The organism is Amycolatopsis albidoflavus, assembly GCF_039525725.1.
GTDB lineage: Bacteria > Actinomycetota > Actinomycetes > Mycobacteriales > Pseudonocardiaceae > Amycolatopsis > Amycolatopsis albidoflava.
Window position 1 is genome coordinate 622102 of the sequence record NZ_BAAAHV010000022.1, and the last position, 21182, is coordinate 643283.

Sequence of the window (21182 nt, forward strand, 5' to 3'; positions counted from 1 at the left end):
TTTCTCCTCGTTGTTTCTCAGGGCTCGCGGTGCACGGTGCGACGGCGCACGCGCCAGCCTTCCGCGGTGCGCACGAGTTCGTCGTCCAGCACGGTGAGCCGGTGCAGTCGCGGGGAGCCGCCTTCCGGCGTCCCGACGATCTGCAGATAGGCGAGCGCTCGCAAAGTATGCCCGGACTGTCCTAACCGGACTTCCACTGTGGACACCACGTGCCGCAGCCGCTCGCCGGACTCCACGCACCCGGTGTGGAACCGCTCGGCGAACGCGGTCAGCGCGGCCGTGCCGACAGCGGGTTCCGGATAGCTGGGCGAGACGAACTCCCCGTCCGGGGCGAACGTGGCGGCCCAGCGCGCGGCCTGCCCGGAGTCGATGGCGTGACTCTGGCGGCCGTAGAGCTGATGCACCGCCAGCACGTCCTCGACGGGGACTTCGCTCATGTCAGGGACCTCGATCCGCGGGGAGTTGCCTCGAGCGGCAAACGTGCTATATTCGCACGCACCGTGCGATATGTAGGAACAGTAGGTCGCCGGACAAGCTGTCGTCAAGGGAGTCGTGTGTCCGAAACGGGGACGTCGAAGACGCTGAGCCACGGGCTTCAGGTGCTGGAGCTGCTGGTGGAGCATCCGCAGGGGCTCACGATGACCGAGATCGCCGAGGGGATCGGCGTGCACCGGACGGTCGCGCACCGGCTGGTGCGCACGCTGGAGGCGCACCACCTCTGCCGGCGCGACCGGTTCAAGCGGATCTCGCTCGGCACCGGCCTCGTGCGCCTCGCCGAACCGGTGGAGCAGGACCTGCGCACGCTCGCGCGCCCGGTGCTGGAGGAACTCTCGGACGCCGGCCGCGCGTCGGCGCACCTGGTGGTCCGCGAGAATGCGGAGCAGGTGCGGATGCTGATGATCGTGGAACCGCGCCAGGCGCGGATGCACGTGTCGTTCCGCAGCGGCCAGCTCGACCCGATAGGCCGCGGTTCGGCCGGGCTCGCGCTGCTTTCGGCCGAGCCGCCGGTGGAGGGGGAGCGCGAGGAGATCACGCGCGCTCGGACCCGGGGTTATGCGGTGTCGGTGGGGGAAATCGCGCCGGGGATCACGGGGATTTCCGCTGTGGTGCCGACCGGTCGTGACGCGCCGGGCACGAGTATCGGGCTCTCGCTGTTCGAGGCCCCGGACCCGGACGAGCTGGGCCGCTTGGTGGTGGCCTCAGCGCAACGCTTGGGCTCGCTGCTGAAATAAGCTACCGGCCAACGAGCCCAGCCTCGTGCGCCAGCAACCCCGCCTGCGTCCGGTTCGTGCAGTCGAGCTTCACCAGCATCCGCGACACATAACTCTTCACCGTCGCCTCCGCCAGATGCAGCCGGCCCGCGATGTCCGCATTGGACAGTCCTTCTCCCAGGCACGCCAACACATCCCGCTCCCGGTCGGTCAACCCGGCGGTCCGGCGGCGGGCTTCGTCGTCGCGGCGGTGGCCGTCCGACGACAGCGCCACCAACCGGCGCGCGGCCGACGGCGACAGCACGGTGTGCCCGTCCGCGGCGACCCGGACCAGGCCGATCAGGTCTTCCGGCGGCGTCGACTTCACCAGGAACCCGGCCGCGCCCGCGCGCAGCGCGCGGATGACGTAGGTGTCCGCGTCGAACGTCGTCAGCGCGACGACCACGGGCGGTTCCGGCAGCGCGCAGATCCGCTCGATCGCGGCCAGCCCGTCCACGCCGGGCATCCGCAGGTCCATCAGCACCACCGAGGGCCGGTGCCGGACCACTTCCTCGACCGCCTCGGCGCCGTCCCGCGCCTGCGCGACTACCTCGATGTCGCCGGCCGAACCGAGGATCGTGCGCAGGTGCGCGCACACCATCGGCTCGTCGTCGGCCACCACGACCGTGATCACCGGGCAGCACCTTCCGTGGTCGGGACGTAGGCGGGAAGTATCGCACCGATCCGGAACCCGCCGCCCGGCACGGGGCCCGCCTCGAAGGTCCCGCCGACCAGTTCGACCCGCTGGCGCAGCCCGCTCAGCCCCGCGCCGGAGCCGCTGCCCGCGAGCGTCGCGTCCGGCGGCTGGGTCGCGCGGGTGTTGGCGACGGCCACGTCCAGTCCGCCTGGGTGATAGCGCAGCGAAACCGTCGCCGAACAGCCCGGCGCGTGCTTGCGGATGTTGGTGAGCGCCTCCTGCACCACGCGATACGCAGTGCGCGCGACGGTCGGCGACACCGAGGTCCGGTCGCCGGTCACCGAAAGCTCGGTCGCGATGCCGACCGCGACCGATTCGGCGACCAGGTCCGCGACCTCGCCGGGAAGCGGCGGATTCGGCACCGGCGGCTCGATTCCGGTGCCATTGCGCAGCACGCCGACCAGGTCGCGGAGCTCGTCCAAGGCGTGCGCGCCCTCGCGCCGGATGTCCTCGGCGGCCGATTTCACCGCTGGATCCGGCGAGGTCACGCCGAGCGCGCCCGCGTGCAGCACCATCAGGCTCAACCGATGGGTGACCACGTCGTGCATCTCGCTCGCCAGCCGCCGCCGCTCGGCCGCCAATGCCTGTTCGGCGAGCAGATGCTGCTCGCGTTCCGCGCGTTCGGCCCGGTCCCGCAAGGAACTCAGCAACTGTCGACGCGCCTCGAAATACAGCGAGACCGCGACCGGAAGCGCGGTGCTCAGCAGCCCGAACGGCGTCGTGTTCCAGGCCGGGTTCCACGGCCGCGTCGCCAGCAGCGCCAGGAATCCGGCGATCCACAACAGCCGTCGCCGGTCCAGCTGCCGGACGAGCTGCGCCAGCACGATCGGCGTGATCGTGGGAACAGTCATCAGCGTCGGCTGGCGCGTGGGCACGAGCAGGCCGGGGGAGAAGAGGTCGGACGCGAGCATCGCCAGCGAGGCCACGATCAGCAGCCCGGCCACCGCGTTCGGGAAGCGCGCCAGGAGAAGCAGGGACGCGTCGCAAACCAGCTCCAGGACGAGCGTCGCGTACGGGCCGAGGAATCCGGTGGTGGGCCCGGCGGCGAGAAAGAGCCCGAAGTCGAGGCAGGCGAACGCCAGCGCGGCGCCGCCCAGCCAGAGCCAGTCGGTCGACCGCGGCCAGGAACGGCACGTGCTGGTCACCTGGTCACGGTATCCGTTCGCCGACCGCGCCGCGCCGGATCCGCATCGCCCGGGTGGGCGGCTACCACCGAAAGTTGCGGCTCGGACGGAAGTGATCCACTTTCGTCGCTCCGAGTCGCTACCGAGCGCGCTTACCCCGCACCCGCCCGGCGCGGTGGACTCGACGCCATGACGAGCGAAGGAACCCCGCCGTTCGCCCGGCTGCCGGTGCTGGCGGTCGCGGCGGCCGCCGTCGCGCTGCTGGTGGCGACGAGCACCCGGTACGCGCACGGCTTCGACGAGCTGTACTTCCTCGTGGCTGGTCGAGATCACCTGGCCTGGGGGTATTTCGACCAGCCGCCGCTCGTCCCGCTGCTGGCCGGCGCATTAGACCAGTGGTTCCCCGGTTCGCTGGTCGCGCTGCGGCTGCCGATGGCGCTCGCGGCCGGCGCCGGGGTCGTGGTGACCGCTCTGACCGCCCGCGAACTCGGCGGCGGTCGCGGAGCTCAGGTGATGGCAGCCGGGGCGTACGCGACGTCGGGGTTGATCATCATCAGCCACTGGGTCGCCACCTACGCGCTGGATCCGTTTTTCTGGACGCTCGTGGTGTTCCTGCTCGTGCGCTGGACCCGGACCCGGCGCGACGGCCTGCTCGTGTGGGCCGGAGTGGTCACCGCGGTGTCGCTGCAGACGAAATTCCTGATTCCCGCGCTGTGGGGCGCGGTGCTGGTGTCCGCGCTCGTTCTCGGGCCGCGGAAGCTGGTGTCGCGGCCGAAGCTGTGGCTGGGCGCGCTGATCGCCGTTGTGGCCACCCTGCCGACGTTCTTCTGGCAAGCCACGCACGGCTGGGCCTACACCCGGATGGGCGAAGTCGTCGCGGCCGAATTCCCCGGCTATCTCACTTTCGCGCGCGACGGTTTGCTAAGCGCGGGGATGGGAATCGGCGTGCTGGCCCTGCTGTACGGAATGTGGCGGCTGTTCCGTTCGCCGGACCTGGTGCCGTACCGGTACCTCGCGATGGCGTTGCTGCTGGTCGTGGCGGTGATCATCGGGACGCACGGACGGTCGTACTACTTGATGAGCCTCTATTCGCTGCCGTTCGCCGCCGCCGCGACAGAGCTTTCGCGGCGGAATCTCGTGCGCTGGTGGAAAATCCCGGTCGGAATCGCCTTCGCGCTTTCGGCGGCGATCACCGTGGCCGGGCTTCCGGTGTGGCCAGCGTCGATGAAAACGACGTCGTTCGGACCGATTTCGCTCGGCACGGTCTTCGCGGCAGGGGAGACCGCGCAGCAGCAGTTGGCGGACGCCGTCGGGCAGACGTACCGATCCCTGCCTGATTCGGTACGGCGGGAAACCGCCGTATACGGGGAAATCTACCCGTTCGCCGCGGCCGTTGAGTACTACGGGCCGCGGTACGGGATCAACAATGTCTACAGTGGACACCGAGGATACTGGTACTTCGACCGGCCGCCGGATTCCGCGAAGAACGTGCTTTTCGCGGGCTTCGATCCGGCGTTGCTGAGACCGTACTTCTCTTCGGTGACCGAAGTGGTGCCCGGACTGATGTGGCTGTACACCGGGCGGAAGCAATCTTGGGAAACGATCTGGCCAGAGGTGAAGAAACAATGAGCGACTCCTTGCCCGCGCGAGCGTATTTTCTCGCCTGCGACCCCGGCGGCGGCCCGATCTCCCGCCGCTCCAATGCGGCCCTGCTGGTCCGCGCGGCCGCGGTGACCGACCTGGTGCTGCGCGGCAACCTCCGCGACCAGCGTGGCCACGCCGAGCCGACCGATGCCGCCCCGACCGGCGACCTCCTGCTCGACGACCTGCTCGCCGACGTCCGCGCGCACAGTCCGGCGTCCTGGCGCGCGTCGCTGCGGCGTGGAAAGAACGACACGCTGCAGTCGCTGGAAACGCAGCTGTCCGCGGCGGGTTTGCTCGAAGAAGGCAGCAGTGCGGTCTTGCACCGCAGGGTTTTCCTGCCCTCCGATCCCACACGAGTACGCGACGCGCACGCGCAACTCGACCACGCCTTGACGGCCCCGCTGTCCGAAGTGGACGCCCCGACCGCGGCGCTGGCCGCCCTGGCCGCAGCCTCCGGAGCCGGGATGTCCCGATCGGACGCGCGGCACCATGCCGACCGGCTGGCAGAACTGGAGAAGCTCGCCGGACCAGTGGTGCCCGCGCTGCGCAAGGCGGTAGCGGGCCGACGAGCGGCACGGATCGCCGCGTTCTCCGGCGGTTCCGGAGGCTGAGCTGGGGCCGTCGGTCAGCCGAGGGGGCTGACCGACGGTTCGGCCGCCGCCGAAGCGTCGACGTCGTACCGTGGCGGACATGACCTCCTTCGCCGCGTTGCACATCCCCGGCCGTCCGCTGCTGCTGCCGAACGTCTGGGAGTTCGGCTTCGCCGCCGCCCTCGCCGCCGCGGGCCACCCGGCAGTCGGCACCACCAGCCTCGGCGTCTCGGCCGCCGCCGGGCTCGCCGACGGCGCTCCGGAATCCCGCGCCGCGACCGTCGCACTGGCGAAATCGGCGGCACCGCTGGACATTTTGGTCAGCGTCGACCTCGCGGACGGATTCAGCGCGGATCCCGCCGAAGTCGCGGACCTCGTCGCGGAACTCGCCGACGCCGGGGTAGCCGGTGTGAACCTGGAAGACGGCCGAGGCGACACCCTCGCCCCGATCGTCGTCCAGGCGGCCCTGCTGGCCAAGGTGCGCGAACGAGTCCCGGGCATGTTCCTCAACGCCCGCACCGACACGCATTGGCTCGGCGCGGGCCCGGTCGCGGACGCCATCACCCGGGTCCGTGCCTACGCCGACGCCGGTGCGGACTGCGTCTTCGTCCCCGGACTGCACGATCCCGCGGACGTGACGGAGTTGGTCGAAGCGGCCGAAGTGCCGGTGAACTTGCTGTATCTGCCGGGGAAAGCCACTTTCTCGGAATTGGCTTCGTTGGGTGTGGCGAGGGTCAGTCTGGGCTCGACTCCTTATCGCGTAGCGCTTTCCGCCGCGCTCGCCACAGTGGACTCGGTGCGGGATGAGGCAGAGCTGCCGTTGAGGCCGCCGTCGTACGGTGAGATCACGGCGCTGCTCCCGTAATCTGCACGATATGATCTTCGGAGGAAACACCGACTTCGCTGTCCCCGCCGGATACCTCAACACGCCCAGCATCGGCATCCCGCCGACGCCCGTCGCCGAAGCGATCGACGCCGCAGTCGCCCGGTGGCGCACCGGGCAGGACAGCCCGTCGGACTTCGACGAGGCGGTATCCCGCTCCCGCAACGGATTCGCGCGGCTCGCGGGCGTCCCGGCGGACCGGGTGGCGATCGGCGCGTCGGTGTCGCAACTGGTCGCGAACGTCGCGGCCGGCCTGGCTCCGGATGCCCGCGTTCTGGTCGCCGAGAACGAATTCACCAGTGTCACGTTCCCGTTCGCGCAGCGGGCGAACGTCACCGAAGCGCCGCTCGCCAAACTGGCGCAGCACGTCGAGGGCCACGACCTCATCGCGGTCAGCCTCGCGCAGTCCGCCGACGGCGCGCTCCTCGACACCGCCGCGCTGCGCGCCGCCTCCGAAGCCGCGGGCGTGCCGGTCCTGATCGACGTCACGCAAGCCGCGGGCTGGCTTCCGCTGGACGTCGCGTGGGCGGACTGGATCGTCTGCGCGGGCTACAAATGGCTGTTCTCGCCGCGCGGCTGCGCCTGGCTCGCGGTGCACCCGCGAGCGCACGAACGAACGCGTCCGGTCGCCGCGAACTGGTACGCCGGCGACGATCCGTGGTCCTCGGTATACGGAATGCCACTGCGCCTGGCCGGAAACGCGCGCGGATTCGACCTTTCGCCGGTGTGGCTGTCGCACGTCGGCGCAGCGGAAGCGTTCGACTACTTCGCGTCACTGGATATCGCCGCGGTGCGCGAACACAACGCCGCTCTGGCCGATTCCCTGCGCGCCGCGGCGGGGCTGGAACCGCAGGGAAGCGCGATCGTGGCGCTGGAAGCCGATCCGGCGCGGCTCGCCGAAGCCGGGGTCGTCGCGAGCGTCCGCAACGGGCGGGTACGGGTCGGTTTCCACCTCTACAACGGCCCTGACGACGTCGAACGGGTTCTGGGAGCGCTGGGCTGAGCGTCTGGGCTCCGCGCCGGGAAGGGGGTGAACTACGGTGGTCGCGTGTCGCACCCGCAGTTCACCCCCGGTACCCCCGGCCTTTCGGACACGGCCCCGATCCCGGCCGTGCCCGCGCAACCGGGCCCGCCGCCGTCCGGCCCGCCGCGCAACAACCGCACTCTGCTGCTGCGCGGAGCCGGACTCGTGGCGATCGCCGTCGTGGCCGGACTCGTCTGGTACCTGATCCGGCACGACAGCACGCCTGCCGAGCCGGTCGCCGAGCCTCCGGCGACGACGAAGCCCGCCTTCGACTACAAGCTGGCCGAAGGCCCGGTCAAGGCCACCGACTGCGTCGCCAACGCGTACTCGGGCGCCAAGAAGTTCTTCCAGGACAACCCGTGCAAGTCCCTGGCGCGGGCGCTGTACACCGTGCAGTCCGGCGACGCGAAGGCGCTGGTCTCGGTCGTGCTGGTGACGATGCCCGACGCGGCGAAGGCGACGGAGCTGAAACAGCTCACCGACCGGGACGGCACGGGCAACGTGAGCGACTTGGTCCGCGACGGCACCTTCCACGACACCGACGCCCCGAAACTGAGCGGCGACCAGGCCGCGTACGAGTCGAAGGCCAGCGGCTCCGAGGTGACGATCGTGCTCACCGATTTCTACTATGGCCACCACGACAAGCAGCTGCTGAGCCGGATCGCGAAGAACGCGGTGAAACTGTCCGGGAAGCTCCGCTGAGGTCCTCTTGAGCGCGCAGGCCGGTCACGTCCGGCCTGCGCGCTTTTGCTACGAAGCCTGCCCCGGCAACGCCACCGCAGCAGGTTTCAAACCCGCCTCTTGCCGCCAAGGCATCCCGCGCCGCGAAGCAGCCACCAACGCCTGCAACGCCATCCCGCGCAACCCCGCGTCATCGGTATGCGTAAGCACGGCAAGCCAAGCCGCCGCCGTATCCGCCTCCGCGCTCGCCACGAGCGCAGCAGCCGAAGCAGTGTCCGTGACCGGCTTAGGCGGCACGTACGCGGCTTCAGGCGCCACCGGCGTCGCCGAAGCCGAAGTGATCATCTGCGTCACCACATCGCGCCGCGCGGTGTGCTCCGCGCGCCCAGCCTTCACCGCGTCCCCGAAGTCACCCGGCAGGAAAGCCGTCACCAGCCCGTACACCCACAGCGACGCGTGCTCGGCCGCCAGCGCCTTCTGCAGCGAGTCCACGGCGTCCTTCGGCACCGACGACGGCGCGGCCGCCGCCTTCGCGTCGGCCCCCGGCCCGAGTTCCGGCGCGATCCGCTGCAGTCCGGCGCATCCGGCGGCCACCGACGCGACGAGCCCGGCCCGGTACGCCGGCAGCGCTGCCACCAAGTCCTCGGCCTGCTTGCGCGCGGCGGCCAGCCGGTCCTTGAACCCGCCGAGGTCAGCGGGCGCGGGCGGGACGTTCGCCGCCTTCTTGGGCCGGTTCAGCCGGTCCACCTCGGCCTTCAGCGCGGCCGCCTGCGCGGCTCTGGCGTCGGCCACCTGGCCGGCCGCGTCGCCGCCGGACGGGAGCTTCCTGGCCGCGGCGGCGTCGGCCTCGGCCATCGCCAGCAGCGGGGCCAGCGGATCGGGGGCGTCGTCGTAGCCGCCCGAGCAGGCGGCGAGCGGCACAGCCGCGGCGACAGTGGCGCTCAGTGCGCCCAGACGCAGCACGGCGCGCCGGGAGAGGTCTGCGGTCACGTCGGCCCATCCTGCCAGGCCGCCCGGGTGCGCCGCCGCTCGCGCGTCTTCGCGGGGGCGCAGGATAAGCTTGACCTTCACCGACCACAGCCGTGACCAGCCCGCGTCACGACGGCCGAACAGGAGTGCTCCACGTGCCCAACGAACTCGCCAGCCGGCTGGAGCCGATCGTGGCCGAAGCCGTCACGACCGCGGGTTTCGACCTCGACTCGCTCGAGGTGCAGCAAGCCGGACGGCGACAGCTGGTGAAGGTGGTCGTCGACTCCGACGACGGCGTCGGGCTGGACGAGGTCGCCGAGGTGAGCCGCACCGTCTCGGCCGCCCTCGACGAGAACGAGCACGTGCTGGCGAGCGCCTACACGCTCGAGGTCACCTCTCCCGGCCTCGACCGGCCGCTCACCCAGCAGCGGCACTGGCGGCGCGCCCGCTTCCGCCTCGTCAAGATCACGCCCGTCGAGGGCGCGGCCTACCTCGCCCGCGTCGGGCACGCCGGCGAGAAGAGCGTGCGCGCGCTCGTGGACGGCCGGATCAAGGACGTGCACTACCAATCCGTCGCGAAGGCCGTGGTGGAAGTCGAATTCAAGCAACCGCCCGCCGAAGACCTGAAACAGCTGACCGAAGACGGCGCTGCCGAAGGCGACAAGGACAAGAAGGAGGAGTCGAAGTGAACGTGGACATCGCCGCGCTGCGGGCGATCGAACGGGACAAGGACATCCCCTTCGACACGGTCATCGAGGCCATCGAGACCGCGCTGCTCACCGCGTACAAGCACACCGAGGGCCACCAGTCGCACGCCCGCATCGACATCGACCGCAAGACCGGGCTCGTCCGCGTCCTCGCGCACACCCTCACCTCCGAGGGCGAGGTCGACGAGGAGTGGGACGACACCCCCGAGGGCTTCGGCCGGATCGCCGCCACCACCGCGCGCCAGGTCATCCTGCAGCGGCTGCGCGACGCCGAGCACGAGAAGACCTACGGCGAGTTCTCCGCCAAGGAGGGCGAGATCGTGGCCGGGGTGGTGCAGCGCGACGCGCGCGCCAACGCCCGCGGCATGGTCGTGATCCAGGTCGGCGACACCGAGGGCGTGCTGCCGCAGGCCGAACAGGTCGCGGGGGAGTCCTACGAGCACGGCACCCGGATCAAGGCGTTCGTGTTCGGCGTGTCGCGCAGCAACCGCGGCCCGCAGATCATGCTGTCGCGCTCGCACCCGAACCTGGTGCGCAAGCTGTTCGCGCTGGAGGTCCCGGAGATCGCCGACGGCACCGTCGAGATCGCCGCGGTCGCCCGCGAACCGGGGCACCGGTCGAAGATCGCCGTGCGCTCCACCATCCCCGGCGTGAACGCCAAGGGCGCCTGCATCGGCCCGATGGGCGCGCGCGTGCGCAACGTGATGAGCGAGCTCGCCGGCGAGAAGATCGACATCATCGACTGGTCCGACGACCCGGCCAAGTTCGTCGGGAATGCATTGTCGCCCGCGAAGGTTGTCTCGGTACGTGTCGTGGACGAGCGGGCCAAGACGGCGAGGGTCGTCGTGCCGGACTTCCAGCTGTCGCTCGCGATCGGCAAGGAAGGCCAGAACGCCCGGCTGGCGGCCCGGCTCACCGGCTGGCGGATCGACATCCGGAGCGACGCGGCGCCCGCCGAACCGGCCGGTCCGGCCGAGGGTGAGCAAGACCACGCCGGCCAGGCGCGGCCCGCCGCGGCAACCGGTTCGGCCGACTGAAGGTGCAGGCGCTAGACTCGACAACGGTTCAAGACCCGCGAAGGGCTACTGGGGACACCCCCGACCTCCAGCGTCACCGGCAGTCGCCGGTGCGCACGTGTGTCGGCTGCCGGAAACGGGACTTGACCGGTGAACTGCTGCGCGTGGTCGCGGCGGACGGGCGGCTGGTCGTCGACGAACGTCGGCGGCTGCCGGGCCGGGGAGCGTGGCTGCACCCCGGCACGGGCTGCCTGGCCAAAGCCGAGCGGAAACGGGCGTTCCCCCGGGCTCTTCGAGTCCAGGGCGCGCTCGAGGCCGCGGGGCTGCACGACCACGCGGCGTTCGCCGCGGACGACGACTCCGGGACACACCCGGGGTCGCGAGAAACAAGGAAGCAGGTCGACCCGTCATGAGTCAGCCGTGAAGCTGAAGCCATGAACGCGCGACGATAAGGACGAGGTCAGCGGGTCCCCGCCTGGCCTCCCCTAGATGAGGAGAGCTGTGCCAGGCAAGGCCCGTGTACACGAGCTCGCTAAGGAGCTCGGGATCACCAGCAAAGAAGTTCTCGCCAAGCTCAAGGAGCAGGGCGAGTTCGTGAAGTCCGCGTCGTCCACCGTCGAGGCGCCCGTCGCCCGCCGGCTCCGCGACGCGTACCCCGCCAAGGGCGGGAAGAAGCCCGGCCCCACGCCGGGACCGCGGCCCCCCGCTCCGGCGGCCCCGAAGCCGCCCGCCCAGCAGCAGAGCGCGCCCGCGCAGGCTCCGGCCCAGCCGGCTCCCGCGCAGCAGCAGGCCCCGGCCGTGAAGCCGGGTCCGCAGGCCGCGAAGCCGGCCGCCGCACCGGGCCCGAAGCCCGGCGGCCCGCGCCCCGGTCCGCGCCCGCCCGCACCGGCCCAGCCGGCCCCGGCGCAGGAGGTCCCGGCCGCCAAGGCCGAGCCCGCCGCGCCCAAGCCGGCCCCGAAGCAGCAGGACTCGTCGTCCGCCGGTTCGGTCGTGCCGCCCAAGCCGCAGGGCCCCAAGCCCAGCGGCCCGCGCCCCGGCCCGCGGCCTCCGCGCGTCGGCAACAACCCGTTCGGCGTCGGTTCCGGTTCCCCGGCCCCGCGTCCGCCCGCCCCGCGTCCCGGCCCCGGCCAGGGCGGCGAAAACCGTCCCCCGCGTCCGGGCGGCGGCCAGGGCGGCGGAGAGCGTCCGCCGCGTCCCGGCGGGCAGGGCGGCGGCAACCGGCCGAGCCCGGGCAACATGCCCCCGCGCCCGAACCCCGGCATGATGCCGGGCCGTGCCCGTCCGGCCGGACCGGCAGGCGGCCGTGGCGGCCCCGGCGGCGGTCGTGGCGGCCCCGGCGGTGGCGGCGGCGGTCGTCCCGGTGGCGGTGGCGGCGGTTTCCGCGGCGGCCCCGGTGGCGGCGGCGGTGGCGGCGGTTTCCGTCCCGGTGGCGGCGGCGGTGGCGGCGGCGGCTTCCGTCCGGGCGGCGGCGGTGGCGCCCCGGCCGGCGGCGGCGGTTTCCGCGGCGGCGGCGGCGGTCGTGGCGGCCCTGGCGGCCGCGGCGGCACGGCCGGTGCGTTCGGCCGTCCCGGCGGGCCCTCGCGCAAGGGCCGCAAGTCGAAGCGGCAGAAGCGCCAGGAGTACATGGACAACATGCAGGCGCCCAGCGTCGGCGGCGTCCGCCTGCCCAAGGGGCAGGGCGAGACGATCCGGCTGCCGCGCGGCGCTTCGCTGACCGACTTCGCCGAGAAGATCGACGCCAACCCGGCTTCGCTGGTGCAGGTGCTCTTCCACCTCGGCGAGATGGTCACCGCGACGCAGTCCGTGTCGGACGACATCCTCGAGCTGCTCGGCGGCGAGATGAACTACGTCGTCCAGGTCGTCTCCCCCGAGGAGGAGGACCGCGAGCTGCTCGAGACCTTCGACATCACCTACGGCGACGACGCCGGCGGCGAGGAGGACCTGCAGGTCCGGCCGCCGGTCGTGACCATCATGGGTCACGTCGACCACGGTAAGACCCGGCTGCTGGACACGATCCGCAAGACGAAGGTCCGCGAGAGCGAGGCCGGCGGGATCACCCAGCACATCGGCGCTTACCAGATCGAGACCGAGCTCGAGGGCAACCCGCGCCTGATCACCTTCATCGACACCCCGGGTCACGAGGCGTTCACCGCCATGCGTGCCCGAGGCGCGAACTCGACCGACATCGCGGTGATCGTGGTGGCGGCCGACGACGGCGTCATGCCGCAGACGGTGGAGGCGATCAACCACGCGCAGGCCGCGAAGGCCCCGATCGTGGTCGCGATCAACAAGATCGACAAGGAGGGCGCGAACCCGGACAAGATCCGGCAGCAGCTCACCGAGTACAACCTCATCGCCGAGGAATACGGCGGCGACACGATGTTCGTCGAGATCTCCGCACGGGAGAACATCAACATCGACGGGCTGCTCGAGGCGATCCTGCTGACCGCGGACGCCGCTCTGGACCTCCGGGCCAACCCGGACATGGAGGCCCAGGGCGTCGCGATCGAGGCGCACCTCGACCGCGGCCGCGGCCCGGTGGCCACCGTCCTGGTCCAGCGCGGCACGCTGCGCGTGGGCGACTCGGTCGTGGCGGGCGACGCCTACGGCCGCGTCCGCCGGATGGTCGACGAGCACAACGAGGACGTCACCGAGGCGCTGCCCTCGCGTCCGGTCCAGGTCATCGGGTTCACCTCGGTGCCGGGAGCGGGCGACACCTTCCTGGTGGTCGACGAGGACCGCGTCGCCCGGCAGATCGCCGAGCGCCGCTCCGCTCGCACCCGCAACGCGCTCAACGCGTCGCGCCGCAAGCGGGTCAGCCTCGAGGACCTCGACTCCGCCTTGAAGGAGACGAGCAGCCTCAACCTGATCATCAAGGGCGACAACTCGGGTACCGTCGAGGCGCTCGAAGCGGCGCTGCTGCAGCTGGACGTCGGCGAAGACGTCGAACTGCACGTCGTGCACCGCGGCGTCGGCGGCGTGACCGAATCGGACATCGACCTGGCGACCGCGTCCGACGCGATCGTCCTCGGGTTCAACGTCCGGGCGCAGGGCAAGGCGACCGAGCGGGCCACCCGCGAGGGCGTCGACGTGCGCTACTACACGGTCATCTACCAGGCGATCGAGGAGATCGAGCAGGCTCTGAAGGGCATGCTCAAGCCGGAGTACGAAGAGGTCGAACTGGGCCGCGCCGAGGTCCGGGACGTCTTCAAGTCCTCCAAGATCGGCACGATCGCGGGTTGCCTGGTCATGTCCGGCGAGATCCGGCGCAACGCCAAGGCCCGCCTCCTGCGCGACGGCAACGTCATCGCGCAGAACCTGCCGATCAACTCGCTGCGCCGGTTCAAGGACGACGTGGTCGAGGTCCGGGAAGGGTACGAGTGCGGTCTCACGCTGGGCTCGTACAGCGACATCAAGGTCGACGACGTGATCGAGACCTACGAACAGCGGGAGAAGCCCCGCGCGTGAGCTAACGGTCCGGGGTGTGCTGAGCGCACACCCCGGACCGCGTTCGCGGCACAACTTCGCTGCCTATGTTTGTCGGAGCCCTAGAGCTCGACCTGCTGCTCGACGACGTGCATTCGTTGAAGCAGAAACGATCCGTGGTGCGGCCGGTGGTGGCCGAACTGCGGAAGCGGTTTTCCGTCTCGGTCGCCGAGGCGGGACATCTGGACCTGCACCGGCGCGCGCTCATCGGCGTCGCCGCGGTCGCCCCCGACGGCGAGCACATCCGGGACGTGCTCGACGCGTGCGAGCGGTTCGCGGCCGGACGGCCTGAGTTCGAACTGCTCTCCGCGCGCCGCCGGCTGCTCGGCCCGGACGACTAGAACACCCGGAAACCCGGAGAAGGAGACCTCAGCCATGGCCGATCCCGCTCGGGCACGCAAGCTCGCCAAGCGGATCTCGCAGATCGTGGCCTCGGCGATCGAACACGACGTCAAGGACCCGCGACTGGGCTCGGTGACCATCACCGACGCCCGCGTCACTGCGGACCTGCACGACGCCACGGTGTACTACACGGTGCTCGGCGAAAGCCTCGACGCGGAGCCGGACTTCGCGAGCGCCGCGGCCGCGCTGGAAGCCGCGCGCGGCGTCCTGCGCACCAAGGTGGGACAGGGCACCGGCGTCCGCTACACCCCGACGCTCACCTTCGTCGCGGACAGCGTCCCGGACGACGCCCGCCGCATCGAAGAACTGCTCGCGAAGGCCCGCGAGTCGGACGCCGAGGTGGCGCGCCGGGCGACCGGCGCGCAGCCCGCGGGCGACGCGGACCCTTACAAGGCTCCTCGCGCCGAAGAGGACGAGGAGCAAGCAGAAGAGGAGACGCGCGGCTGAAGCGATGCGGTCAAAGCCCGGTGTCACGCGACGCGGCCTGCTGTTCGGCAGTGCCGCGGCGCTCGTCTCCGCCTGCACCGGGCGCTCCGCCCCGGTGGCTGCGCCGTCCTCGGCTGCCCCGGCCTCCAGCCCGTCGCCCCTGAAGGCGTCGATCACGATCCACCGCAGGCACTCCGCGGCCCGCGGCCGGGACGTCGACGTGGTGCTGATGACGCCCGACGGAGTCCCCAGCACCGGCCTTCCGGTCTGCGTCGCGCTGCACGGCCGCGGGTCGAACGCCCGCACCTTCATGGACCTGGACCTGCCCGCGGCCCTCACCGCCGCGGTGCGGTCCGGCATCCGGCCGTTCGCGGTCGTCGCGGTCGACGGCAGCCACTACTGGGTCCCCGACGGCGACGACGACCCGCGCCGCATGCTCTCCGACGAACTCCCCGGCTGGCTCTCCGAAGCCGGCCTCCGCCCGATGACCGGAGTCCTCGGCATCTCCATGGGCGGCTTCGGAGCCCTGAACCTGGCCCGCCGCCGCCGCGACGTGCGGACCGTGGCCACCTGCAGCGCGGCCCTGTTCCGCACCTGGCCCGACGCCCGCACCCGGCACATCTTCCCGTCCCAGGACGACTGGACGGCCGCCGAACCCCTGCAGCACGTGGACGAACTCCCGACCCGAGGCCTCGGCGTGTGGTGCGGCGACGGAGATCCCTTCCTGGCGGCCAACCGGAAGCTGATCAGCAGCGCCAAGCCGGAGGTCGCGCGCATCACGCCGGGGGAGCACACGTCGGAGTACTGGCGAGGCGTCCTGCCCGAGGTCCTGCGTTTCGTCGGGCCGCGGCTGGCGTAGCGGGATCACCGGTTCGGGTGGCCGGGGTTGTGTAGGCAATTGGTAACACGGCTACTTGTCGGCGTGGACAGCGATCGAATGCGGGACGGCGGGCTACCCAGCAGCCGCTTCCGGCGGAAGCCTAGTGGCGGCGTCCGTGAGGGCCAGCCGAATCGCGTCCTGGCTCAGCCCGCGCACCGACGTCAGGTCGACGCCGGAGAGAACGGTGCGCTCGAAGACTGCGCCCGACACGTCCGCGCTGGTCAGGACCGCACCAGTGAGATCGGCGTCGCTGAGATCGGCACCGGTAAGGACGGCGTCGGTCAGATCGGTGCCGCGGAGACTGGCGCGGGCAAGCACCGCGCCGCGCAGGTTCGCGCGGCGGCAGTTGGCGCGATCGAGCGCCGCAGCGGACAAGCTTGCGCTGTCCAGCCGTGCCGAGGTCAGGATCGCGTCGGAGAAGTCGGCTCCGTCGAGCCGCGCCTCGCCGAAATCCGCGCCGGTCAACCTCGCCGTTGCGAAGCACGTGCTGCGAAGGTCGGCCAGCCGCAGCTCGGCACCGGGAAGCTGGACGCGGACGAGGTCGATCCGGGTCTGAGGAGGTGGCGGGTGCGTGCGTAAGGCACGCAGAGCGACTCGGACGTCCAGCGGCAGCGGCTCAGTCGGTCCGCTGTGACTGCGCAAGAAGTCTGTCAACGTTTCGACGACACGGAACCGGTCGCGCGGAGAATCCTCGTACATTCTTTCCAGCGTCCGGACGCCGCCGGCTCGCGTCGAAGGACGCTCTGAGCCGAGATGGCCGATGGCGGTGGCGTAGGTGTCGGTGACTTGCTTGTCGCGGTCGAGGAGAAGCTTCTTGACCGCCACCCAAGCCGGAACGCCGATTCCGAGCGGGGCGAGGAGACCGGTGATCTGGCCGCGTATGCCGCTCAAGGCGGCGGCCCGCTCGGCGACCGCGAGGTGCGCCACGTCGGAACCGGCGACCCAGGACACGAATGGCCCTAGCAGAAACCACAGCACGGCGGCGGCACCGGTCGCTCCGGCTGTGCTCACGGCTAACATCCGGACACAGCGGCGAATCAGGATGCGGCGATGCCGCTTACCCCTCAACGCTCAGCCTCGCGGGAGTCTGGAACAGACCAGCCCCCCGCGATTTCCCCACGCGGATCGAGCCCGTATTTCCGGAACTGCTTGTGATTCCAGTCCGCGGTCTCCGGGACCGCGAGAAAACGGTCGATGCGCACGCGCGCACCAGGATGGCCGTGGGCCACTGCGGTGCAGTAGAGCTCCAGTACTCCGCCCGGCTGGCGCTCGTTGCGGCGGAGATCGGCCAGCAGGACATGGGAATCGATGTCGCCGCCGCGGACTCCGCGCTCCGCGAGTTCCCATGCCGTGCGGCGGTTTTCCCGTGCCTTGCCGAGGTTTTCCGGTGCCGTGTCGAGCTTTCCGTGCAGAAGGAATCCCCGGGCCACTCCCGCCACGGCACTGAAGTCGCCGTCGGCGATCTGCTGTTCGACCAGCCGCTCCGCTTCGTCCAGATCGCCTAGCCCGGCGAGAGCTTCCGCCAGCAGACACTGCAGCCGGGCAGGCGCCTCGGCGCGCCCGGAATCGAGCAGCCGCGCCGCCTCGGCGAAACTCTGGCGCTTGAGCAAAAGCCGCACGGCCTTTTCCTTGGCCAGCGCCGACCCCGCATTGGCCGCTTCGGAATAGAGGCCGGAAGCCACGACCAGCAGGACGGACGACGAGAGTTCCACGCCGGATCCGCTCGCGGTCGCCCGGTCGGTTCCGTCTTCCCGGACGCTGTCGGCGTGGACGAGCGCGTCGGCGACCCAGAGTTGCGCGTGCGCGCGGGAAACGTCCATGCGCGTGCGGTAAGCCTGCACCAGATCCTCCGCGTAGAGGTCGGTGATGTACTGCGCGATCGGGGTCAGCGCGCCGACCGTCAGAGGGACGTTTTCGACATGCCACCGCAGTGCTTTGGCGACCGGTCCGGAATACTCGGATTCCCGGGATTTCCTGGATTCCCCGAAGGCGCAGAGCAGCAGGGCGATGTCGGCGGGTTCCGGCGCGTTGCCCGCTCGCTGGGCGTTCCGATAGTAGGCGGTGGCGTCGTCGAACAGACCGTGCTGAGCGGCAGCGAGTGCCGCGGCACCCAACGCACGGGGTTCGTGTTCGGCTGCCTCGTAGTAGCAGTCGAGTGCTTTGCGCGGAAGGCCCGACGCGGAGAGTGCGTCGCCGACCGCGATCAGGGGGCCCGCATCGCCCTCGGCCGCGCATTCGAGGGCGAGTTGCTGCGCGGTGGGGTTCAGGCCTGCGCTCAGATTCACCTCGACGGCGGCGGCCAGCGCGCCCGGAACGTCGTACTGGCGAGCCGTCAGCACCCAGTCGAGCGCGTCCTCGACCCGTCCGTTGCAAGCCAGTACCCGAGCACCGAGGAGATATGCGTCGTGCCGGCCGCCAAGGGTCGCTTCCGTCGAGAGCATCGCGACCGCCGCGTTGGGGCCGATCGCGTCGACCGTCAGGTCCGTGATCATCGGCAGCAGGTCGAATCCGGTGCGTTCGCCCAGCTCATTCAGGTACCGGACAGCTGCGTCGAGCTGCGCCTGCCTACGCTCCTGTTCCTCGCCCAGTTCCTCCGGCGTCGGCAGGGCGCGGAGCGGAGCCGGTTCGGGGGAGTCCTCCCGAAACGCGATGCTTTCGGCCACGACCGCGGCCGAATGCAGGTCTCCCTTCTCCGCGAGCCGCTGATGAATCGCGAGTGCCATATGCGGCTGGTTGAGCTGAGTGTGGGCCAACGCCACCAGCACTTCCGCCGCATGGTTTCCTTCGGCGGCGAGCGGGCCGAGCCAGTCGAGGACGTCCCTGGCCCGCTTGGCCGCGAAGAGCGTGCCTGCTCCTTTTCCGATGGCGTCTTCGACGTCGGCCGGATCGCTGCTGGTTCGCACGATCGCGTCGTACTGGCTGATCGCGTCGTCGATCCGGCCCGCTCCGGTCAGCATCGCGGCGAGTTCGGTGCGTGCTCGCGGACAGCCGCCTTCCGCTGCTTTCACGTAGAACCTGGCGCTCAATTCCAGCAGGCAGCGGTTTTCGCATTCCCTCGCCAGAGCCAGGCAATTCTCCGCGTCCGCCTTTTCGAGCAGCACGGGCCACAGTCGTTCGTCCGGAAGGACTGGTTTCGCCGCACCGGTCACGTAGTGCCGTTCGAGCGAGGCAGCAAGGCAGAACGCGGCTGCCGCGGTGCCGGAATCCCTGACCAGGATCGCGGCCCCGCCGGGCACCTGTCCGGTCAGTTCGCTCAATGCCTCGGCGAATCGCTCGGCGGAATCGGGCGGGCAGCCGCCGAGACCGGACTGAAAGGCCCGGTACAGCAGTTCGCGCGGCAGCCGTTGGCCGTGCCCGGCGTGCCGGGCTTCGATCACGAAGTGCAGCAGTGCGCGAGCCGGCGGCCCGATATCGCGACAGCGCGTGCGAAGTTCCGGTTCGGCCACGAGATTCTGGATCACCCGGCCGTCCGGGGCGCTCTCCGCGGCTTCGGCCAGCCGCGGTTCGGGCGAGTCGTGCGCCCGGACAAGCTCGGCTTTCGTGAATGAGTCGGGCACCCGGATTCGTGCCCCTTGCTGCAGGAGAAGCAGTGCGTGGGTGCGGTCCTGGCCTGGCGGCGTCCGGTCGGGAGACGCATTGACGGCCTGCCAGCGTTCGCGGGACAACGTGGCGAGGATCAGGCAGGGGGCGCGGGTTTCGTCGTCGAGGAGATTCCGCAGGCATCGGGCGACCTTCTCGCCGAGTTCGCCGTCGGCGGGCATGAGGTAGCGGTCGGCCGAGGGGAGCCACAAGGCTGTCCGAGGGGTCAGGCCGTCCACGTTGTCCAGCAGTTCCTCCGGCGTGCAGGGACTGAGGCCCGGCCAGATCCGCCAGCCGTAGAGACGGAAAGACCCGTCGTCGTTCTTCGCGCGGATCGCCTCCCACAAAGCGCGTTTCTTTCCGGTTGCCGGATCGCCGATAAGAGTGGCCATCCGGCTCGTTCCGCCTGCTGCCGCCGCCACGACCGAGTCCAGTTCCTCGTCGAGTTTCCGCGGGAAGTAAATCGTCGATTCCGGCAGCGTCTTCCCGCCGTGGCCGGCGTCGCCGAGCGGAACGAGCGCCAGTTGGCTCGGGGTGCAGGTCGCCAGGTCGGTCGCGGGGACGGAGAAGGGGCTCGGGGTGGTCTGCGCTGTCGTGTCCATTTCGTTGCCGAGACTGCCGGACCCGCGCGGAGTCGCGCCACTTTCCGCCCTCGCCCGGCGGCAAACGGTCAACTCTGGGGGTTAAAAGCACGGCGGACTTCGCCCGAGCCGAAGCCTTGTTCACTCATTTCGGTGAACACGTTGTGCACCCGGTAACGCAATTCCCGATCGGGATTCAGACTGGCTTTCCGGCCACCACAAGATCGCGCACGATCGCCTGGTCCACCCGGTGCGCCAGCTCCTCGTACGGCCCGCCGGTCCGCACCGCCAGGCCCGCCCGTTCCAGGATCGCCACCAGTTCCTCGCGCGGCAGCACGTGCGTGTTCCACGAGATCCCCATCGCTCCGCCCGGCCGCAGCACGCGGTTCCACACCGGGACCGCCGCCGCGAGGAGGTCCCGCGGGCTGCGGGCCAGGCCGGTGTCGCGGTGGCTGCCGTGCTGCACGCCGTACGGCGCGTCGGTCACGATGAGGTCCACCGACGCCGGGCGAAGGACCTCGTCGGCGGTCAGGGTGTCCGCGTTGAGGTAGCTGAGCCGGCGGATGCGGCCGGCCTTGTAGTCGTCCTTGTCGAACGCGTACTCGATGTCCAGCCGACGGCCGAGGCGGACCTTGTTGCGGCGCAGCTGCCCGGCCTCCGCGGTGTGCTTCACGCGTTTCGTGCGCAGCCACGTCTTCACGAACTGTTCGTACGCTTCGAAGTCGCGCTCGTCGACGTCCAGGCCGGTGGCGTCGAAGCCGTACATCACGGCCTGGTTGAGCGTCGTTCCGCGGCCGCACAGCGGGTCGAGCAGGTGCAGTTCGCGGTCCGGCCAGTCCGCGGGCCGTGCGGTTGCCAGCAGGGTGAGGTTGAGCAGCAGTTTGGTGAACTGCTCGTTGGTCTTGCCCGGGTACTTCTGGATGGTCAGCAGGTCCGAGTCCGCCTTCGCCAGCGGGTGCACGGCGACCGGCCGCAGCACGCCGTCGCCCAGTTCGAACAGGGCGTAGAGCGAGGACAGGTTCGACAGCAGCGCCAGGTCTCGCTCACCGAGAGGAGCCGCGCAGGCGAATTTCACGTACCCGACGCCTCCGAGCTCGATCTCTTCGATCGCCGACACCTCGGCGGAAAGACCAGCGCCGAAGGCCGCCAGCTCGGCGCGCAGCAGCGCCGGCGACGAGGCGGCGTACACGCGGTTGGCGGAAGGAAGGTTGAGGATCACGTACTCGGGCATCCCGCAGAGCGT

At 70.7% G+C, this 21182-nt stretch carries 20 protein-coding genes; 13 read left to right on the forward strand and 7 right to left on the reverse strand.

Annotated elements, in window-relative coordinates; genetic code table 11:
* Nucleotides 1–17: 17 nt before the first annotated feature.
* Nucleotides 18–437, reverse strand: a complete 420-nt coding sequence (locus ABD156_RS36020) for a nuclear transport factor 2 family protein (protein WP_344284599.1) — start codon at nt 435–437, stop codon at nt 18–20.
* Nucleotides 438–554: 117 nt separating this feature from the next.
* Between ABD156_RS36020 and ABD156_RS36025 the strand changes: the two genes are divergently transcribed.
* A complete protein-coding gene (locus ABD156_RS36025) occupies nt 555–1232 on the forward strand; it encodes an IclR family transcriptional regulator (RefSeq protein ID WP_344284603.1) in 678 nt (225 codons plus the stop codon).
* Nucleotide 1233: 1 nt separating this feature from the next.
* Here the strand turns inward: ABD156_RS36025 and ABD156_RS36030 are convergent, their stop codons facing one another.
* Nucleotides 1234–1884, reverse strand: a complete 651-nt coding sequence (locus ABD156_RS36030) for a response regulator (RefSeq protein WP_344284606.1) — start codon at nt 1882–1884, stop codon at nt 1234–1236.
* Complete coding sequence (locus ABD156_RS36035; RefSeq protein ID WP_344284609.1) at nt 1881–3092, reverse strand: sensor histidine kinase; 1212 nt, start codon at nt 3090–3092, stop codon at nt 1881–1883. Before ABD156_RS36035 ends, ABD156_RS36030 begins: the two co-directional genes overlap by 4 nt.
* Before the next feature lie 168 nt (nt 3093–3260).
* Between ABD156_RS36035 and ABD156_RS36040 the strand changes: the two genes are divergently transcribed.
* The 5 genes from ABD156_RS36040 to ABD156_RS36060 all read left to right on the forward strand — a co-directional run bounded on the left by ABD156_RS36040 (nt 3261) and on the right by ABD156_RS36060 (nt 7914).
* A complete protein-coding gene (locus ABD156_RS36040) occupies nt 3261–4700 on the forward strand; it encodes an ArnT family glycosyltransferase (protein WP_344284612.1) in 1440 nt (479 codons plus the stop codon).
* The gene (locus ABD156_RS36045) at nt 4697–5326 is read left to right on the forward strand and encodes a GPP34 family phosphoprotein (protein ID WP_344284615.1); all 630 of its coding nucleotides are present in this window, start codon (nt 4697–4699) and stop codon (nt 5324–5326) included. The genes ABD156_RS36040 and ABD156_RS36045 overlap by 4 nt, the downstream gene beginning before the upstream one ends.
* Before the next feature lie 79 nt (nt 5327–5405).
* Nucleotides 5406–6170, forward strand: a complete 765-nt coding sequence (locus tag ABD156_RS36050; protein ID WP_344284618.1) for an isocitrate lyase/PEP mutase family protein — start codon at nt 5406–5408, stop codon at nt 6168–6170.
* Between the two features lie 10 nt (nt 6171–6180).
* Complete coding sequence (locus ABD156_RS36055; protein WP_344284621.1) at nt 6181–7191, forward strand: aminotransferase class V-fold PLP-dependent enzyme; 1011 nt, start codon at nt 6181–6183, stop codon at nt 7189–7191.
* Between the two features lie 45 nt (nt 7192–7236).
* A complete protein-coding gene (locus ABD156_RS36060; RefSeq protein WP_344284623.1) occupies nt 7237–7914 on the forward strand; it encodes a hypothetical protein in 678 nt (225 codons plus the stop codon).
* Nucleotides 7915–7962: 48 nt separating this feature from the next.
* Here ABD156_RS36060 and ABD156_RS36065 read toward each other — a convergent pair whose 3' ends face one another.
* Complete coding sequence (locus ABD156_RS36065) at nt 7963–8856, reverse strand: ferritin-like domain-containing protein (RefSeq protein WP_344285338.1); 894 nt, start codon at nt 8854–8856, stop codon at nt 7963–7965.
* A gap of 161 nt (nt 8857–9017) precedes the next feature.
* On the opposite strand from ABD156_RS36065, the gene rimP reads away from it, so the two are divergent.
* The 7 genes from rimP to ABD156_RS36100 all read left to right on the forward strand — a co-directional run bounded on the left by rimP (nt 9018) and on the right by ABD156_RS36100 (nt 15758).
* Nucleotides 9018–9551, forward strand: a complete 534-nt coding sequence (rimP, locus tag ABD156_RS36070; RefSeq protein WP_344284626.1) for a ribosome maturation factor RimP — start codon at nt 9018–9020, stop codon at nt 9549–9551.
* Nucleotides 9548–10606, forward strand: a complete 1059-nt coding sequence (nusA, locus tag ABD156_RS36075) for a transcription termination factor NusA (protein WP_344284628.1) — start codon at nt 9548–9550, stop codon at nt 10604–10606. Before rimP ends, nusA begins: the two co-directional genes overlap by 4 nt.
* An 89-nt stretch (nt 10607–10695) precedes the next feature.
* Nucleotides 10696–10998 (forward strand): YlxR family protein, encoded by a 303-nt coding sequence (locus ABD156_RS36080; protein ID WP_344284630.1) that lies wholly within the window; start codon nt 10696–10698, stop codon nt 10996–10998.
* Between the two features lie 88 nt (nt 10999–11086).
* The gene (gene infB / locus ABD156_RS36085; protein ID WP_344284633.1) at nt 11087–14053 is read left to right on the forward strand and encodes a translation initiation factor IF-2; all 2967 of its coding nucleotides are present in this window, start codon (nt 11087–11089) and stop codon (nt 14051–14053) included.
* A gap of 65 nt (nt 14054–14118) precedes the next feature.
* Nucleotides 14119–14412: a DUF503 domain-containing protein gene (locus ABD156_RS36090; protein WP_037812533.1), complete on the forward strand. Its 294-nt coding sequence runs from the start codon at nt 14119–14121 to the stop codon at nt 14410–14412.
* A gap of 34 nt (nt 14413–14446) precedes the next feature.
* Nucleotides 14447–14920: a 30S ribosome-binding factor RbfA gene (rbfA, locus tag ABD156_RS36095; RefSeq protein ID WP_344284638.1), complete on the forward strand. Its 474-nt coding sequence runs from the start codon at nt 14447–14449 to the stop codon at nt 14918–14920.
* Nucleotides 14921–14924: 4 nt separating this feature from the next.
* Nucleotides 14925–15758 (forward strand): alpha/beta hydrolase, encoded by an 834-nt coding sequence (locus ABD156_RS36100; RefSeq protein ID WP_344284641.1) that lies wholly within the window; start codon nt 14925–14927, stop codon nt 15756–15758.
* Between the two features lie 93 nt (nt 15759–15851).
* On the opposite strand, the gene ABD156_RS36105 is transcribed toward ABD156_RS36100, so the two are convergent.
* From ABD156_RS36105 to ABD156_RS36115, 3 genes are all read right to left on the reverse strand, one after another.
* A complete protein-coding gene (locus ABD156_RS36105) occupies nt 15852–16790 on the reverse strand; it encodes a pentapeptide repeat-containing protein (protein ID WP_344284644.1) in 939 nt (312 codons plus the stop codon).
* Nucleotides 16791–16843: 53 nt separating this feature from the next.
* Nucleotides 16844–19960 (reverse strand): tetratricopeptide repeat protein, encoded by a 3117-nt coding sequence (locus ABD156_RS36110; RefSeq protein ID WP_344284647.1) that lies wholly within the window; start codon nt 19958–19960, stop codon nt 16844–16846.
* A 175-nt stretch (nt 19961–20135) separates the two neighbouring features.
* Entirely contained in the window at nt 20136–21170 is a 1035-nt protein-coding gene (locus tag ABD156_RS36115; RefSeq protein WP_344284650.1) for a TRM11 family SAM-dependent methyltransferase, read from the reverse strand.
* Nucleotides 21171–21182: the final 12 nt, after the last annotated feature.